This window comes from Chlamydia pneumoniae TW-183 (assembly GCF_000007205.1).
Taxonomy (GTDB): Bacteria; Chlamydiota; Chlamydiia; order Chlamydiales; family Chlamydiaceae; genus Chlamydia; species Chlamydia pneumoniae.
The window spans coordinates 233,332-251,723 of the sequence record NC_005043.1 but is presented as its reverse complement, the minus strand read 5'-3'; the positions used below and the strand labels follow the sequence as shown (position 1 = coordinate 251,723).

The following is an 18,392-nucleotide window of genomic DNA, read 5'->3' as shown; positions in this document are numbered from 1 at the left end:
ACCAATCAGATAGGAATTCCCAGATTAGAGCTTATCCTTCCTTTGTGGAAGAAAGAGAACGATCCTTTCTGTTTTCTGTTTTCTGTTTTCGAGAGTTGAGGGTACGTTTATCATCCTTAATATCAAATAGTATTACAACATACTTCAAGAGGCGAATTTCAAGAATTATTGAATTAGAAGAACGGTTTGTAAAAAAATATTAAAACTGAGAAATTATTTTATAAAATCTCTCTGAGAGCTGTCGTATGGAGTGGTTGTGTCTATTTATTCGGAGATATTAAGTTTTTCAGAACTTACTTCTTGTAAACACAGTCTTTTCCCTTTTGGGCCTATAGAAACGGCGAGTATTCGCATTCACCACGTCTTTAATGTCGTGATCGTTTGTCTTATTATTTTAGGGACTCTTTTCGTATGCCTGGGGATGGTATTCTTGGGAGTTTTCTCTACGTACCTTTTAGGGATGAGCAGCATGATTTTAGGGCTGCTCTTAATAAGTATAGGATTGGCGCTTCTTAAATTTAAGGAGCGCTATGGATTAGAGCCTAAAGAGCTATTTGGTGTTGAGGGAGGGTTCGATAAGAAGCTTCCTAGTGAGATTATACAGATGCAGGATCAGATTGCTGATTTAGCAAGGGAGTTGGACTTAGAGCAGAAAAAGGATACATTGATTCGTGGGTTTTCTGCACGACTCGATGTTTTGGAAGGTTCTAAAACAGAGAAAAAACAGATTCTAAAGATAGGTGTTCCTCGAAATCTAAGTGAAATTCAGGAGAGAGCCCAAGAGCAAAACTCTATTTTAGAGCAGTGTAAAGAGGCACTATTATTTCGAAGAAAATCTGCTCAGGAGATCTTCAAGAAGCTCTATGATAGGAAAGCTGCTTTTTGGAGATCCTACAGAGAAGACCTTTGGTGCTATTCAGAAATTCATGTTTCAAAGAAAGCACTGAGTAATCTTTATATTGGTGATGTTTTTGAGGGAACTGCTCCCCATTTTCTTATGGAAGCATATGCTATGTGCCGCACAGCAAAAAATTTGCGTAATTATGTAAAAGTCTGTGTGGAAGATATGAGAGTGAATGAAGAAAAGAAAAGAGCAAAACAGCTATCGGTTTCAGAACTTCTGTGTTGTTGTACTGAGATTGAAACAGACTTAGAAAATGAAACGAATCTTTTTACGAGTGATTCTGAGGATGTTTTGGAAGAATACCAAATCCACTGTATACGTGTGACTATGTTACATGCTTTATGGGCGATATACAACGATGAGGTAGTATCTAGGAAACCAATAGATACTCTTGACAGGGTAAGGGCTCGGATGGCTGTGGAGGATTGTATTGAGACCTTTGAAGAGCTACAAATGTGCGTAGTACATACAAAGACTTTAGAACTCGAGATTGCTCAACTTTATGTGGATATCCTTCTAGAGGCATAAACAAATAAATATTTTATTTTTTAAGCCATTCAAAGTTATAACATTTCTTTTTATAAGGCATTGCTTAAAAATAAAATGCCTTAAAGAAGATTTTATTCTTTTCCCATAAGTTTTGTTGAGAATGTGTTATGTCTTATCCTGATATTTCCAATGTACAGGCCTCTTCTATTCAATCTGCTTTGCTTCATAAGACTTCTGACCAGATACAACAGAAGAGGTGCTTTAAACAAAGTACTTTTGTGATCTTAGCTGTGAGCTTAGTTATTATAGGTTCTCTTTTTCTTCTTGCTGGGGTTGCCATACTCACAGTATTTTCTCATGGAGTCCTTTCATTAGTTTTTGGGGTTCTTGGGATTGTTCTGGGACTTCTTTTATTAGCTGGAGGAGTCGGACTTTTAGTTGAGGAGGCAAAATCTTTATTATAGTACCAGAAACTTTGGGAAAGAGAAAGAGAGTATTTCAAGACAATTAGAGAGAAAGAGCATGCTACTATTAGCACTATGCTAGTAGAGTTAGAGGCTCTTAAAAGAGAGTTTGCGCATTTAAAAGACCAGAAGCCGACAAGTGACCAAGAGATCACTTCACTTTATCAATGTTTGGATCATCTTGAATTCGTTTTACTCGGGCTGGGCCAGGACAAATTTTTAAAGGCTACGGAAGATGAAGATGTGCTTTTTGAGTCTCAAAAAGCAATCGATGCGTGGAATGCTTTATTGACAAAAGCCAGAGATGTTTTAGGTCTTGGGGACATAGGTGCTATCTATCAGACTATAGAATTCTTGGGTGCCTATTTATCAAAAGTGAATCGGAGGGCTTTTTGTATTGCTTCGGAGATACATTTTCTAAAAACAGCAATCCGAGATTTGAATGCATATTACCTGTTAGATTTTAGATGGCCTCTTTGCAAGATAGAAGAGTTTGTGGATTGGGGGAATGATTGTGTTGAAATAGCAAAGAGGAAGCTATGCACTTTTGAAAAAGAAACCAAGGAGCTCAATGAGAGCCTTCTTAGAGAGGAGCATGCGATGGAGAAATGCTCGATTCAAGATCTGCAAAGGAAACTTAGCGACATTATTATTGAATTGCATGATGTTTCTCTTTTTTGTTTTTCTAAGACTCCCAGTCAAGAGGAGTATCAAAAGGATTGTTTGTATCAATCACGATTGAGGTACTTATTGTTGCTGTATGAGTATACATTGTTATGTAAGACATCCACAGATTTTCAAGAGCAGGCTAGGGCTAAAGAGGAGTTCATTAGGGAGAAATTCAGCCTTCTAGAGCTCGAAAAGGGAATAAAACAAACTAAAGAGCTTGAGTTTGCAATTGCTAAAAGTAAGTTAGAACGGGGCTGTTTAGTTATGAGGAAGTATGAAGCTGCCGCTAAACATAGTTTAGATTCTATGTTCGAAGAAGAAACTGTGAAGTCGCCGCGGAAAGACACAGAATAAGCAGGAATGATTACAAAATCTTCGATACGATGTCTATGAAACTTTATTAGATCTCGGTATAGGAGAAGAAGGCATTTTGGAGTTCTATATAGACAAAATGTTGGTTGGGAGAGTCTTTGAGTTCTTCGGATAGTTGTTTTTGTTTATCGATATTCGTATTATCAAGGGCGATACCACAAACTAGTTGTCCTGAGGAGAGACCGTGGAAAGGAGAGGACTTTTAATATTTTCACGGTCATAGAGAGGTGGATATTCTGCTCGTAGGCGATGGCTAAACCTGCAGGGGTTATTGCAATTACCCGTGTGCGTTTGCCTTGAAAGGAAAAATAGGAATCTAACTTTTCCATGATATAGAGAGAAGTATTTTTCTGTAGTTCTGTAGAAAAGCTATAAGTTTCCATCTTCAACCTAATGTTGTTCGATGAATTTTAATATAATAATTGTTTTCTCTCTATAGTTGATTCTAAGTTGCTTATTTTTAAATAGTAACGATTGAATTATCTCTTATTAATAAGAATGAAAGTTTCTTTATAAAAAACTTTGTTAAGTGGGGAGAGGATTCTATAGGCAGGTAGCTTATCAAAAGTCCTTGGTTGATCGACGCTCTCTTTTCTTATTGCCACGTTTGTATCTAGTTTCCCTTTGATTCGTCATGGCGTGGCATTCGTACCGAGTTGCATGGCATGTACAGGATTCAGTGAACCAGTTGTGGCTTGTAACAGTCTTACTGTATCCGAATCAGATCCATTACTTCTGCTAAGTTTAGTATGCGGATAAGCTTGCGTGGAAGCATCTTAGATTTTCAGGAATTAAGAACGTATTAGAACGTAATTAATACGTAGTATCAGGGATTTCTATGCAACCCTGGTGACGTTGCCAAAAGTTATGATTAAGCAAAAGGGTAAGAGGAGGGAAATTATCAGAGTGCATTTCTGGAGGAGTTTCTATTTGTAGAGGCCCTAGGAATCGGTAGGAGTCTTCGAGGGCCCAAATTTTCCTATAGAGCTTAAATTTACGAAATGCCGTGCTTCCTATATCTACGAGGTATTTTTTAATTTTAGGTTGTAGAGTTCCATCTGCCTGTTGTTTTACTGTGAACATTTTCACTACGGGAATTGCCCGTAATTTCCATTTCATGAAAGGGCATGCTAGGGATTCTATAGTAGAGAGATAGCCGTTGCAGTGATTGCGGACGAGAATACCGGCGCCGTATCCGAGGCTATAGCCGTAGGTATTATCGAATTTTGTAGGCAATCCCGAGCGTCCTTCATATCCTAGAAAATGTGAGATCGCATTGAAAGGGACGTTAGGGAAATATTGTTGGAGATGATTGCTGACCAGGTGGATGAGTAGTTTATCGACACTAATTTTAGAAACATAGACATTACCGTGAGCATCGCGGTCATTGAGGATTTGCTCGATGATAGGTGCTGGGAAGCTTTTCAGTAGGCGTTGGGATTCTGGAGAGAGCCTGGAGATTTTATCTTCGTATTCTGATAGGCTTTCGATTTCTGTAATTAAGTTGATGATTTCTGGGATGAACTCGATAATGCCTTCTGGGATGAGGATGACGCCATAGTATTTTTCCATAGCGGCTCTATCTGCAATTACGGAGCAGATTTTATGGATGATGGTTTTTAGTGGTAGATTTTTTTCGGCAATTTCTTCGCCGATAAGGGCAATATTTGGATGAGTTTGGAGAGCACATTCCAAAGCAATATGGGATGCTGAGCGTCCCATAAGTTTAATGAAGTGGTAATGAGCTTTACAGGAAAGAGCATCTCTTGAAATATTGCTAATGATTGAAGAGTAGAATTTTGTTGCAGTATCAAATCCGAAGGTCAGATCCAAGAAGGTGTGTTGTAGATCCCCATCTATAGTTTTAGGAACTCCGACAATAGAGGTTTTTGGGCGTCGTTTTGCAAAATACTCTGCAAGAATAGCGGTTGCTGTATTGGAGCCATCACCGCCAATAATGACTAGTCCGTCGAGATCCAGAGCCTCTGCGGTCTTTAGACAAGCCTCTTTAGCTTCTGGAGTTACAATTTTTTTCCTTCCTGTTCCTATACAGTTGAAGCCTCCGGAATTTCGGAATTTGGAGAGAAACTCTTCAGTAATGTCTATGCTTTTATTGTTTGTAAGACCGTCTCCATTATTTACGAACCCCACGAGGGAGGAATCGGGATGGAAATCTTTTAGACTATTGAAGAGTCCTTGGATGACATTATGTCCTCCTGGAGCAGGTCCTCCTGAGAACATTACGCCTACTTTTAGAGGAGTGTGAACGACATTTTCTCCTTGGACAAACTTTAGATAGGGAAGGTGGTAGGTTTGTGGAAAGAGGGTTTTCACTCCTGGAACGACAGGCTTAGAATGTGAAGTATCTGGAACAGCAATTAAAGAGGCTGCTTCTTGAAATTCTTTAGGTAAGGGAGGAGAGTAGGAGCTGATAATAGTATCAAGATCAACGTATAAAGGATGCATAAGGATAACGGCTACACTCTAATTTTGCTTTTTGCATCATCCCAAGGCTAAAGTCAATGGGATTCTTTTTGTGCATAAGAACATCAGGTTTTTTTAAAAAGGTCTTATTTTAAGGAATGATTCTACTTTGAGAATGAACTTTAGTGTATTTCGTTGTAACTCGTTGGAAGAATACAACAAGACCTTTTACGGCTAAGCTTTCTTCAACTTTAGGCTATAAAAAGAGAGCTTATGACAGAAGGCTAAATCACAGGTGGTCCTATGATTTAGCTTTCATATTTCACAAAATATAAACTTGCTAAAGAATATTTTCTATATAAAAGACTTGGTTTCTAAATGAGTCCGAGGGCTTTCCACCACAAGCTTCCGATTCCTATCCAGATAACAATATTGACAATGCTAAGAGCGAATCCTGACCGCCACCACTCTTGGACAGTAACGAGATGTGACCCGAAGTAGAGGGGTGCGGGTCCGGATCCGTAATGAGTGAGTCCTCCAAAAAGGTTGCTTGCGAATGCTAGGGTGAGTGCTGCGAATATAGGATTAGTCCCTAACGATATGGAGACTGCGAGGAATATGGGATACATGGCTCCGATATGCGCGGTATTGCTAGCAAAAAGGTAGTGGGAGTAGAAGTAGATCAGGAAGAGTAGAGGGAAGCCAATTTTCCAAGAGAGGCCACTGACCAGTGCTGCTGCTGAGTCTCCTACGAGTGGGATAAACCCGAGTTGGTTTAAGAAGGAAGCCATCATGATTAAGGCTCCGAACCAGATGAATGTTTCCCATGCTGTTGTATTTGCTATGACATCTTTTTGCCAATCTAGAATATTAGTGAGGATGAGGAGAGACAGTCCTATAAGGGCTGCTGTTGTTGCTGAGATTCCTAAGAGATCTCCAAAAGTCCAGAGGACTACAAGGAGGAAAAAGATCATCAATATTGTTTTTTCTTCTTTTTTTAGCGGCCCCATTTCTTTGAGTCGAAGTTTTGCCGATCGGATAGCCTCTTCACAAGATGTGATTTTTGGTGGGTAGAGTTTGTAGAGTATGATCGGCATGAGGAATAGACTGAGGAGTCCTGGAATGATTGCGGCTTTTGCCCATAGAACCCAAGATAAAGAAACCCCGACGTGGCCTGCTAGAGCTGCCACCAGAGGGTTTCCTGCCATAGCAGTGAGGAACATAGCGCTGGTGATCACTGAGCTTTGATAGGCAACTTTAATGAGGAAGGATCCGATAAGATCTTGAGTTCCTTTTTCTGCGGAACTTCCAAAGGAATCTGATAAGCTCGTGACTACGGGATAGAGAATCCCTCCAGCTCGAGCAGTCACGCTGGGGATTGCAGGTGCAAGGAAAAAATCTGTGATTACCAGTCCATAGCTGAGTCCTAGAGGACTTTTCCCCAAAGCACTGACAAAGAAGTATGCGATTCGTTCACCGAGTCCTGTTTTTATGATTCCTTTTGCTATTGAGAAGGAGAGGAAGACTAACCACGCTATAGGATTATGGAATCCTGACAATCCTTGTTCTAGAGTTAACGTTTGTGTGAGTAGTAGTGTGGAGATTCCAATAATGGCAATAGCTCCCATGGGGACGGGCTGGAAAATGATTCCCATGATAGTAGTTGTGAATATAGCGAAGAGTTGCCAAGCATTAGAATTTATAGATGCGGGATGGGGAGAGAACCAAATGCCTAAAAGTACTGCAGTCAGAAAGAGGAGAGATAAGAAACGTTTTTTTTTGTTCACTTAGGACCTCGGTGTAGTGGTTAGAAATATTGATTGATCGATGTCACGGTTCTATGGGGAAGTCTTCTAACCATTTTTCCATTTCTTCTAGAGTGTCATTAATGAGTTCTGTAGAAGAACAGAGGGTATGGATACAAGATTCCACGGTTTCTTCGTGGATAATATTTTCGACATCTTCCATGCTGATGAAAGATGTATCAACAAGTCCTCCGTCAAAGGCTTTGCTTATTGGATAGAAGAGCTCTCCGGGGTAAAGAGTACAGATCCCTGCGATTAGGTTATCCCAAGCGAACGAGGGCTGTTTTTCTAATCTATAGTTTAGAAGTTCTGCAAAATAACGGATAACTTTATCCCTAGGAATTTTCCCGGCTCCTACAAGAGTTACAAGACCAGAGATTGCGGCTGCCTTCACATAAGGATTGATTTTTGGAGTTTCTATGAGCTCTTTAATTAGCGAGTCATCATTGCAGACGCTAGCTAGGATCCTAGGCAGATCTTCGGTTAGGACATCACCTGCTATTGCGTGTGGAGTATCATCTTCAAATGCAAAGAGTTTAATGATGAGAGGGAGTGCGCGACTTTCTCTGAATTGTGCGAGGAGATACATGGCATAGAGGTGACCTTGATAACTCCCATCATTTACAATCTCAGGGACGCGCTGAGTAGCGTCGTGTAAAATATGCAGTAAATAAGGCGTAATTTGCATTTGTTTAACAATAGCCGCTTCTATAGCTTCCCTTGGAAGGATCCCTTCGTCATAGGCAAGATCTTCCAGGATATGGGAAATATCCATTAGCAAAGATACTCCAATTGCATCACTGTTAATTGAGTCGTAGCATGCAGGGCTTCTTCTGTCAACGATTTACAGATAGAGAAATTAAGAACATAACGGTGATGTATTAAGGATAGTAAATCCTTTATAGTTATGTAGTTGTAGTATGTCTTTCGCCCTGTAGACATATTTTGTCTTAAGTTCTTTAAAAAATGATAGAGCTAAAGGAGTTTCTAAGAGAGCTCTATGTGTAGCAACAGTAAGTATACATAACTCTTCACATACTAGAAAGAACTTTAGCAATAGCTGAGGGGGATTTCTAAAGGCACTAGCGGAACCATAGCCTTTTATAGAGTCTTCTATTTAGGAAATATTTAAGGGTTTTTTTATAGGTTTGGAGTTCTCTTAGACAGACTTCTTAGAAATGTATTTAAGTATTTCTATAGAATGTTTCTGTCTGTTTCTGGAGAATCCCGTGATCTTGCAGTGCGGATTTAAATTGGGATTCCCAGTAGACAAAACAGCCTTCATCGAAGAAGTAAGGATTAGGATTAATGGAATTATAAGAGGAGAATGAGATTCCAAGTTTTTTAAGTCTTGTGAAGATTTGGTAGCCCATGCCTTTTATTTTTATATTTCCTTCATGATGGGTCCCGAAGAACGGATTGGCCCATATCGACCGTGCTGATGAAAATGGATCTTTGCTGTACTTATTTCTGAAAAATACCCACGCCCATTCTCTGGGTTAAAGCCTGGATTTAGTTGTTCGATTCCAGAGACAAAGAGATACTTTAGGAAGTGCGTGATTAAAAGTTTTTTACTTTCCAAGCTCATCCATTCTTGATCTTTTTCTATAGAACATATCGAGTCGAATAATGCTTTTTCTTCTGGATGACCTAAGAAATCCATTTCTCTTTTAAGGAAAAGATTAGATTGCTTGAGTGTATCAATACATAAATCTTTGAGAATGATCTCTATGCCTATAGGGAAAAGGATTGAGGGAGCGTCATCTTTAGGAGTGTCGATTCTAATAAGTTGGTATTTTCTTGGTATAGAGAAGAAGGCTGGAGATATTTCTCGAACTGCTTTTTCAACTGCTTGTGGTCTAGATCCAAGAAGAGCTTCGTCTTCGTTAGAAATGACTTTTGGGATACACAAGAACTGTTTATCGAATTTCTTATGTAAGAAATAGCGAAGTATAAAGGCAATGATAACTAGGGGCAGCAGGATAAAAGAGAGGATCTTGATTATCTTTTCTATAGTAGAAACCTTACACCCTCTTTTTTTAGCTGCTAATCTAATATTGGTTGGTGTGATGACTAAGATTTGTGTACGAGTCCCTCCAAAGAAAAAGTAAGAGTCTAATTTTTCTAAAAGAAATAGGCTGAAGCTTTTCTGAAGTGTAGGAGAGAAGGTATAGGTATTCATACAACTGGTCTCTTTATTGTTTTTTTGGGGGAGGGGGACGATTTATAGGAATAACTTAAGGTTCCTAAGCGCCCAGCTCTTAATAGAACTACAGTTTTCGGATGCTTTATATTTCAATAAATTAAGGTACACGTCGCAATAGAGAAGGCGAGGGTTCTTTTAGAATGGTTGCGTTTGTTGAAGCAAGAACATTATGGGGATTCAAAGTGTTTAATTCAAATAGGAATGATTGTAATACAATAGTTTAGAAATAATTGGCGTCTGATTCTAGTGTTAAGTTTTTTTGATCTAACCCTAGATTGGACGGCCGTAGGAGGCGTTGACTCTATTTTATAACTAGATAGCGAGTTTTTAGTGGAGTCAAGGAACTTTCTGAGAAAAAACAATTCAAAAATCAAATTAACTATTGGTTTTTTTGATTCATCATATCAGACTTTCATTTTTCTATTGAGAGACGTCAAAAATCCTAATTTTTCTATAAGAATTCGTTATTTCTAAATCTATTTACTTTGAGGCGACTTGTAATTCGTATTCTTCCGAGGGTTCCATTTCTGTGGAGATCAAGGAAAATATGGGGATGGCGTCGAGAAGATCTTGTGTAGTTGTATGCTTGGGAGTTGAGAAAATTTTTTCTCTACAAGCATGTTCGACAAGACTTCCTTGATCCATGACGGCGATAGTGTCTGCAATATAATACGCTGCGGACATATCGTGGGTGATAAAGAGAAGGGTATTTTGGTATTCTTTTTTTATTGTTTGAAAAAGGTCTAAGATTAGGGATTGGTTGAGCGTGTCTAGTGAGGAGAGGGGTTCATCACAGATAAGGAGCTCGGGTTTTGAGACTAGAGCTTTTGCAATGGCTATGCGTTGTTTTTGTCCTCCACTGAGTTTATAAGGCTTAAGGTGGAGAACAGACTTGGGGAGGTTCACAAGATCAAGAACGTTATAAATCTCTTTATTTTGTTCGGCTTTAGAATAGGTTCCGATGATATTTAGGGGTTCGGAAATAATTCCTTTTATAGACATGCAGGGATTTAGACTCGAGTCGATATCCTGCCAGATCACTTGGACCTTACGTGCTCTGGGGATCTTGGGGTCCATATGAAACGTGATTGTTCCTGTGGTAGGTTTTAGGAGATCCAGAATAGTAAGTGCTAAGGAAGATTTTCCTGAGCCACTGGGTCCTACGATTGTTAAGTAGCTTCCTTTGATTAGGTTGAGGTTAATATGATTAAGAATTTTCTTTCCTCTGATGGTTAGGGAAAGGTCCTTTATACTTAGTAGAGTTGTCATAAACCACCTTGCATACTCATTAGAGGTTGGAACTTATTTTTAAGGATGGGAGAGCTGGTTTTTTTAATAGGGATTTTAGAGACAGCATTGAGGAGCTTGAGAGTATAGGGGTGTTTCGGAGAGAGGAAAATCTCTTCAACGGTTCCTGTTTCTATGAGTTTGCCGTCTTTGATAATACAGATATCATTACAGAGCTCTTTGACTAGAGAGAGGTTATGGGTAACAAGAAGGATTGTAGCTTGTTTCTGTTGTTGGATATTACGAAGAATCCTAAGGACTTGAGCTTGTGACATAGAGTCTAGGGCTGTTGTAGGTTCATCGGCAAGAATGAGCTTAGGTTGGCTTGCGAGTGCTATGGCGATTACAACACGTTGGCGCATGCCACCACTCAATTCAAAGGGGTATTGTGAGAAGCTATATTTTGGATTAGGAATGCAAACATCGGTAAGGAGTTGCATAGCTTTATTATAGGCTTCCTCTTTATTCATTTTGTGGTGTTGTCTTAAGGTTTCTATGATTTGCATTCCTATGCGCATGGATGGGGTTAGAGAACCCATAGCATTTTGTAGTATTGTGGCGATCTTTTGACCGCGGATCTTATGGAGCTCTTTTGGTGAGAGCTTGGTAATATCTATATCTTCAAATAAAATACTTCCGGTTTTGATCAGACAATTTTCGGGGAGGAAGCCTAGGATGGCTTTGGTAATTGTAGTTTTCCCTGAGCCGCTCTCTCCGACTAGAGCAAGATTTCGATTTTCTTTGAGCTGTAGTGATAAATTTTCAATTAGAGTTCTCTTAGGGTTTGTAGAGGTTATTGTGAGATCCTTGATATTTAGTAAGTAGTTATCCATGAGATCCCTCTTCGAGACATAGTGTTTTAGCCCCCTCGCCGATGAGATTGAAGCTTATAGAGAGGGCAATCATAATTAGAGAGGGGAAGAAAAATAGCCATGGGTAGTAATCTATAGCATTGATTCCCTCTTTAACTAAGGTGCCGAGGCTTGCTTGAGGAGGCTGTATTCCTAGACCCAGGAAGCTAATGAAGGCTTCGGTATAGATAGCGTTAGGAATAGTAAAAATCAATGTAGATATGATGGGAGCTAGGGTATTGGGAAGAAGATGCTTCTTTAGAATATGAAACGTGGAGGCATGCATGGCTTTTGCAGAAAGGACAAAGGGCTTATTTTTCAGGAGTAGAAACTGACCGTAGATAATTCGAGATATAGGAATCCATCCTGTAATTGTCATTGCAAGGATTAGCGGGAGCAGTCCGTGATGGAAGATGACTAAAAGAAGAATAATGATGGGGATTCTCGGTAGAGAAAAGAGAATCTCTGTGGTTCGCATCATTAAGAAATCTATTTTTTTCCCTCCAGATATAGCAACAGTGGCCCACAAAAGTCCCACACACACATCAATAAGTGTAGCGATCGTCGCTATGAGTAAGGAGAGTCGTAGACCTCGTAGAGTTCGGGCAAACATGCACCTGCCTAGAGTGTCTGTGCCAAAGGGAAAGCGCGAGCATGGAGAGACAAGAATGTCTTTTAATGAAGTCTGTTCATAATCTTGATAGAACCATGGCAAAAGGAGGGCTCCAAGCATTAGAATTATGAGGGTCGTGAGGCCTAGAACAAGCATTTTATTCTGGATTATAGATTTCCAAATGCTACGTGATGGAGCTGAGGATAGGTTTTCCATAAGTTTATGCTTCTTTTTTTCTTATGACTTTTATTTTCTTTTTTTTTCCTTTCCGTGCGCATAACGGATTTGCGGATCTATAATGGATTGAATCAGGTCAGAAAGTAAAGAAGAGAGCATAAATAAGGTTCCATAAAATACGGATAAGCCAAGGGCTACTGGGTAGTCTCGTTGTTTGATACTACAAATAAACCATTTACCTAATCCAGGAATACAGAAGATATTTTCGATAGCAAAGGTTCCTGTAATCACTGTAGTAGTTAGGAATGCGGAATAAGAAATGGTTGGGAATATGGCGTAGGGTAAAATATGTTTTATAACGACTTTAAGTGGGGAGAGTCCTTTTGCATAGGCTAGTAGGACATAGTCTTTGTTTAATGCTGCGGATACTGAAGAGTAGGTAAGCTGTATGATGAAGGCCATGGGAGTTACAGCAAGTGCGAGAGTCGGGAGTATAGTATGAGTAAAGCTTCCCCAACAGGCGATAGGAAGAAGAGGAATTTTTACAGCAAAGACATATTGTAAGAGTGTTGCGAATATAAAAGCAGGAATCGAGATTTGGAGTATAGAGGCGCCTAGAATATAGCGTCTTTGTTTCTTTTTTTTTAATGCTGCTATGGTGCCGAGAGCGATCCCCCCTCCTATGGAGAGAAAAAGACTTTGCAATCCTAGGATTGCTGATATAGGAAAGGCAGTCGAAATGATGTTCGTTACTTTGCGATCTTTATAAACTAACGAGTTCCCAAAATCTAGTTTTGCGATGGAGTGGAGGTATTGTGTGTATTGTTGATAGAGAGGTTTATCTAAACCGTATCGAGACTTTAGGGTTTGTAAGACCTCTTCGGAAAGAACATTGCAGCCTTCGTCATTGAAAGGATCTCCTGGGATGGTTTTCATAACTAGGAACGTGAGTGTCAAAACAATCCATAGAGAAAGCAAATTAAAAAGAATTCGGTTTTTTATGTATGAGAACACGAGAGACAACCCTATTAAGCATTTCTACCTTGAAGTAGACCTCAGCTCTAAAATGTTTAAGTCATTATACTTTCATTTTTAGTCATCTTCAATACAAAAAATGCGTTGGGAAGGAAGACTTTTATTTTTCTATAAATCTCTTATTTTTTTAACAATTGCATTTCACGTAGATTCAGTAGTTAGGGGCCCCGATTCTTAGGGGCGTTTTCAATTGCAACTATAATTTAAATTAAAAATTTTTAATTCTCTTTTCAAGATTGTCTATAAAATTTTTAATTTTTCCATTTCGGATCTAACTTAAGATATCGATATTTTTGAGATCTGTGTGGCCTAGAAGAGATCCGAATGTATTCTGGATTTTAGGATGTATAGCGTAAATATATTTGCCGTGATACAGGGGGATAATCGGGGTTTCTTCTTCTATTATCATTTCTGCGCGTTTTAAATTCTCTTTGTAGGCATGAGGGAGATAGAGTTTCTCTAAAGTCTTTTCGTAATCACTGTTTCTCCATTGTGTGAGGTCTCTGGGGTTGCCTAGAATAGATAGGAAGGCTACGGGGCTTACGTATTCCGCAATCCATCCTCCTGTCGCTATGAAGAAATCTCCTTGACGACGTTTCTTTAAAAAGCAGTGGTACTCCATGCCTTGGATTTTGATTTTCAATCCTAAGGTATCTTTAAGTTGTCTTTGGATTTCTTGAGCTATGATGGAGGAATTCGAGGAATCTATAGGATAGAGGATGCTGAGTTCTGCGAGTTCTTTTTCAGAAAGTGTTTCTTTAGCTTCTTGAAAATATGCTCTGGCTTTTGTTTGTCGTTCTTCTGTTGAGATCTCTTTTTGAAGATTGAGTTGTGAAAGATTTGGGGGAACTAGAGTTACAGCTTCTTGTCCTGAAGGCACGAGTCTTAAGATAGATTTTCTATCAATAGCATGAGCAATGGCTTTCCTGAGGGCTTTATTTTGTATTAGAGGTTTTTGCAGGTTATAGATAAGAAGGGTGGTGCTTGAAACAGAATAGGTAAGAATCTTTTCTTGGGAGAGAACTTTTTGGTCTTCGTTAGATATCGGAGCGCTCCAAGGTGAGCCAATCCAATCTATAGATTTACTTTTGAAAAGTTTCGTGGCTGTGGAGGCGTCTGGGATAATTTTTAAGGTGACTCGGTCTAACTTTACTGATTCATGATCATAGTAGTGAGGATTTTTTTCTAAAATTAAGTAGTTTTGGTGTTCATGTTTTTTTAAGACAAAGGGCCCATTGGAGATGTATGTGGATGGGGGTGTTCCTTTCTTATAGGATTCCCTAAGGGTGTGATGAACAGGGGAGAATACGGGGCGAGCGATAAGTGTGAGAAAGTATGGGAAAGGTTGCTCTAGGGTAATCACCAAAGTAAGATCATCTTTTGCCTGTATCCCAAGAGTTTCCAGAGATTTTTGAGCATTGTGGATTGCCGAAGAATTTTTAATCACGCCGAGTAAAGTATGTATGGAAGGTGAAAATTCTTCGAAGTACAGTTGTTTTATAGATTTTTCAAAGTCATAAGCAGTGAGTGGAGTGCCATCGCTCCACACAGAAGGTCTGAGTTTAAAGGTATAGACCTTATGATCTTTTGACAGGGTATAACTTTCTGCAAGAGCCAGTGCGATTCCTTGATCAGTTTCTCTTGTCAGTCCTTCATAGAGGGCTTTTGCTAGGGAAGCATCTCTGCTTAAATAGGCATTGCGAGGATCTAGGTCGGCGAGATCATGGCTCATCGCAATAACGAGATGTTTTCCTAAGGGTTCTTGTTTTTGCTTTGAGCAGCTTGAAAGAGTGAGCAATAAGAAAAGAAGATTAGGGATCAGACTTTTTAAGGTAGGTTTAAGCCTATGCATCTTCATTATATAGTACTCAATTTGCTACTTAATATTACGTTCATATGGATTGAAGACATGGGAGGTCGGAGTCCGTGGTGGATTTAGTCGATGGGGGAATGAGATTATTGTGTCTTTCAGGATAGAAATACCTTAAGGAGGCGTATCCTAATGCTCCTATTACTTACTGTTTCTTCATATAGCAATTTATATACAGAAGAAACTTCTTATAAAGATACAATAGTATACTGGTGAAGAAAGGTCTCTTCAATAAAAAAAACCCCTTACCAAAGACTTCTTTTGTCTAGGGGAAATAGGTATATTTGAGATCTACAGCTCCAGAAGCATTATAGATTACTCCCTCTATAAAATCTTGAGTGAGATAGTCATAGCTCAGATAGTAGATCGGGATAATCTCAAAGTTTTGCAGGAGCTTGTCTTCTTCAGAAATTAGATTTGCTCCTGGGTAATAAGCAACTCCAGTCTGTGTTGCTATGGCGTAGTCTTGGACTTTTCGTTTGTTAACAAACAGATGGTATTCGAGTCCTTCAAGGATTAAATCTATTCCAGCAGCTTTCCATTGTTCCTTTAAGATTTCTGCTATGCGTTGGCATCTTAGAATATCTGAGGGATAGGTAAGCACGAGTTTTTCTTGTGGAGTTAGAGGCTTTTGTTTTTTATATTGATTTGGTTGTGGAGCTCCTCGGGACAGTGTTTCCGCTGGTTGTTGGGTTCCTTGAAGAGCTTCTTCAATGATAGAACGTTTATCAATACAAGTAGCGAGTCTATGTCTGTTTTGAAGATCATTTAAGTGTGGGGATTTTGTATTTAGACAAAGCCAGAAGGCACCTTCTACAGGATAGGTGTAGTAGTGATATTGCGATTGTTTATGGAGCTCCCAAGGAATCCCTTGATGCCAGGGTTGTCCTACCCAGTCCACCTTGCCTCTGTTTAGGAGGTGGATGGCTGTATATATATCAGGAATAATGAGCAGTTTGATGGAGTTGATGGAGACGCAGTGGTAGTCGTAATAGTTAGGGTTTTTCTTTAAATGAATGTTATGCCCTGGGAAATACTCTACAAGAGTATACGGACCGCTAAAGAGCTTCGGGTTTTCTGGTTTAAAGATAGCAAATGCAGGAAAGGCAAGAAGCTTAGGAAAATCGGGGTTGGGCGAGTCGAGATGAATCGTAATTGCATTTGATGAAGGAGTTGAGAAGTTAAGTCCTTGGAAGATCTGTATGTGGGGAGAGTTCTCCTGTGCATACTCCCAAGCGTTACGGATATCTTCGGAGGTGATTGGTGTTCCGTCGCTCCATAAAGCGCTGTCTTTGATAAAGAACGTATAAGAGCAAAAGTCTTCAGAGACTGTATAGCGACTGGCAATCGCTAATTCCAAATCATTGGATTCGCGATGAGTTTCTCTAGTCAGACCATCAAAAAGAAGTTGGGCAATAGAAAGGTCCATGGCCCGTTTTGCTTGTTCAGGAGAAAAAGCTACAGGGTCGTCATGTATGGGAATAATTAAAGATTGTTTATGTTTTGAAGAGTAGGAGGAGCATCCAGTAAGGCTAATGAATAATAAAAAGAGGGTGATCCATCGTGAAAACATTTTAAAAATTACTTTAATAAATTTACTATCGAATTTTAAGTCTAAACTTTTTCTCCTATAGTTTTTCTATAAAACGAAAGTCTGAAGTTCGTCGAACAAAAAGATTAAAGTTTTTAATGTTTTTGTTCAAAGCAATTCGAAGATTTGGATGACATAGTGGTTCGAGAATGTGACAGTGTTCTAAATAGTCAAGGGCTTCAATAATAAGCTGATTTCGTAGGTGTTTTTTATGTTCTTGAGTGATCTTTATGAGAAGAGTTTGAAAGTGTGAATCTTGGAGGTGATAGGGGGAAATTCCTCCAGGATTGGCAAAGATCATGAGATAAGACATCGGATCAATAAATGCTGCGGTCCATTGGTTCACGGTTAGGGAATAGTTCCCCTCTAGGAAGTTTTTTTGTATTGTGAAAAACTCTTGGCCTACTATAGGGATAGTAAATTTTAAGACTTTCTTCCATTGTTCTCTTAGCATTTGGCAAATCCTTCCGTAAGAAAAAGAAAAGGTTGAGAAAGTCAAAGTTTCCTTTTCTAGATCTTCGCGTGTCATTTGAAGTTCGTCTAGAGCTTCTTCAAAGAGTTGTTGAGCCTCAAGAATTCTTTCGTTTTGTCTTTTCCGTTCGGGATAGGTCCCTGGATAAAGTCTTGGATGTAGGATATGATCTGTAGGTTCTGCAAGACCTTGGTATACCACTTTGGTTAACATATCTTTGTCTATTGCAAGGCTCAATGCCTTGCGTAATTTAGCATTGTTCCAAGGTTTTTTTTGTATATTAAAGAGTAACCATGTAGTCGAAGCGCCCGGAAGAGAAAAGAGCTGGTCATCTTGATGTAGAGAAGCTGAGATTTCTGGAGGGATAGGTTCTCCCCAAGGAGGTCCTTGCCAATCTAATTTCTTATGTTTGAATAGAATGGCTGCAGTGTTAGCGTTTGAGATAAACTGTACAATAATTTTATGTAGTTTCACACGGCTTTTATTATGGTACATAGGGTTTTTCTCTAGATGGAGTCTCAGGCCTTTTTCTAGAGACACAGGGCGGAAAGCACCGCAGGTAATGGGCATCTCTTCAAAAGAGGTGCTATAGTTTCGCAGAGTTTCATGAACAGGGAAAAAAATAGGAAGAGTCAAGAAATGTAGGAAATGCGCGCAGGGAGTTTCTAACTGAATTTCGAGATGACGCTTATCTAAAGCTCGGACTCCTAGATTTTCTGGAGACTCAGTATCATCAAAGATTGCCCGAGCATTTTTGATAGGTAAAAACGCATAGAGATATACGGAGGACGCATCTTCCTTTAGGATTTCCTTCCAAGAGGAGACAAAGTCTTGAGCTGTCAGAGGGTCTCCGTTACTCCAAAGGATGTTTTTGATTTTAAATGTGTACCGAGTCCCGTCTTCGGAGATGGTGTAGCTTTCTGCAAGGGCTGGTTTAATCTCTCCATTTTGGGAATGTTCTTCGACGAGTCCTTCATATAGATGACGCATTAGAGTTTGGTCTGCAATGAGACGAGTTTTTCCAGGATCCAAGGAGCGTGGCATTTCCTTCATATTTACCACAAAAATTCCTTTAGAGGATTGGGATGGGGAACATCCTGAGGTAATGAGCCAAAGAGTTGATATAAATACAGCGAAGAAACGGAGCATAAAAGACCTTTCTT

15 protein-coding genes are annotated in these 18,392 nt (G+C 39.4%); 3 read left to right on the top strand and 12 right to left on the bottom strand.

What is annotated here, in order from left to right; genetic code table 11:
• Positions 1–256 precede the first annotated feature (256 nt).
• From CPB_RS01075 to CPB_RS01065, 3 genes are all read left to right on the top strand, one after another.
• On the top strand, positions 257–1,432 hold the full coding sequence (locus CPB_RS01075) for an IncA family protein (protein ID WP_226989990.1): 1,176 nt from the start codon (positions 257–259) through the stop codon (positions 1,430–1,432).
• Between the two features lie 128 nt (positions 1,433–1,560).
• A complete protein-coding gene (locus CPB_RS01070) occupies positions 1,561–1,857 on the top strand; it encodes a hypothetical protein (protein ID WP_010882862.1) in 297 nt (98 codons plus the stop codon).
• A gap of 75 nt (positions 1,858–1,932) precedes the next feature.
• Entirely contained in the window at positions 1,933–2,880 is a 948-nt protein-coding gene (locus tag CPB_RS01065; RefSeq protein ID WP_010882861.1) for a hypothetical protein, read from the top strand.
• 161 nt (positions 2,881–3,041) lie between these two features.
• On the opposite strand, the gene CPB_RS01060 is transcribed toward CPB_RS01065, so the two are convergent.
• The 12 genes from CPB_RS01060 to CPB_RS00995 all read right to left on the bottom strand — a co-directional run bounded on the left by CPB_RS01060 (position 3,042) and on the right by CPB_RS00995 (position 18,378).
• Positions 3,042–3,281: a DUF648 domain-containing protein gene (locus CPB_RS01060; protein ID WP_010882860.1), complete on the bottom strand. Its 240-nt coding sequence runs from the start codon at positions 3,279–3,281 to the stop codon at positions 3,042–3,044.
• A 430-nt stretch (positions 3,282–3,711) separates the two neighbouring features.
• Complete coding sequence (locus tag CPB_RS01055; RefSeq protein WP_010882859.1) at positions 3,712–5,364, bottom strand: diphosphate--fructose-6-phosphate 1-phosphotransferase; 1,653 nt, start codon at positions 5,362–5,364, stop codon at positions 3,712–3,714.
• A gap of 332 nt (positions 5,365–5,696) precedes the next feature.
• Entirely contained in the window at positions 5,697–7,109 is a 1,413-nt protein-coding gene (locus CPB_RS01050; protein WP_010892100.1) for an anion permease, read from the bottom strand.
• Between the two features lie 43 nt (positions 7,110–7,152).
• Positions 7,153–7,908, bottom strand: a complete 756-nt coding sequence (locus CPB_RS01045; protein WP_010882857.1) for a DUF1186 domain-containing protein — start codon at positions 7,906–7,908, stop codon at positions 7,153–7,155.
• Positions 7,909–8,511: 603 nt separating this feature from the next.
• Positions 8,512–9,309, bottom strand: a complete 798-nt coding sequence (locus tag CPB_RS01030) for a DUF648 domain-containing protein (RefSeq protein WP_010882854.1) — start codon at positions 9,307–9,309, stop codon at positions 8,512–8,514.
• Positions 9,310–9,813: 504 nt separating this feature from the next.
• Positions 9,814–10,602 (bottom strand): ABC transporter ATP-binding protein, encoded by a 789-nt coding sequence (locus CPB_RS01025; protein ID WP_010882853.1) that lies wholly within the window; start codon positions 10,600–10,602, stop codon positions 9,814–9,816.
• Complete coding sequence (locus CPB_RS01020; protein ID WP_010882852.1) at positions 10,599–11,453, bottom strand: ABC transporter ATP-binding protein; 855 nt, start codon at positions 11,451–11,453, stop codon at positions 10,599–10,601. Before CPB_RS01020 ends, CPB_RS01025 begins: the two co-directional genes overlap by 4 nt.
• Entirely contained in the window at positions 11,446–12,300 is an 855-nt protein-coding gene (locus tag CPB_RS01015) for an ABC transporter permease (RefSeq protein ID WP_010882851.1), read from the bottom strand. The genes CPB_RS01020 and CPB_RS01015 overlap by 8 nt, the downstream gene beginning before the upstream one ends.
• A 30-nt stretch (positions 12,301–12,330) precedes the next feature.
• Positions 12,331–13,275, bottom strand: a complete 945-nt coding sequence (locus CPB_RS01010) for an ABC transporter permease (protein WP_010882850.1) — start codon at positions 13,273–13,275, stop codon at positions 12,331–12,333.
• A gap of 292 nt (positions 13,276–13,567) precedes the next feature.
• Positions 13,568–15,148, bottom strand: a complete 1,581-nt coding sequence (locus tag CPB_RS01005) for a peptide ABC transporter substrate-binding protein (protein WP_010882849.1) — start codon at positions 15,146–15,148, stop codon at positions 13,568–13,570.
• 283 nt (positions 15,149–15,431) lie between these two features.
• Complete coding sequence (locus tag CPB_RS01000; protein WP_010882848.1) at positions 15,432–16,739, bottom strand: ABC transporter substrate-binding protein; 1,308 nt, start codon at positions 16,737–16,739, stop codon at positions 15,432–15,434.
• Between the two features lie 55 nt (positions 16,740–16,794).
• On the bottom strand, positions 16,795–18,378 hold the full coding sequence (locus CPB_RS00995; RefSeq protein ID WP_010882847.1) for a peptide ABC transporter substrate-binding protein: 1,584 nt from the start codon (positions 18,376–18,378) through the stop codon (positions 16,795–16,797).
• Positions 18,379–18,392 lie beyond the last annotated feature (14 nt).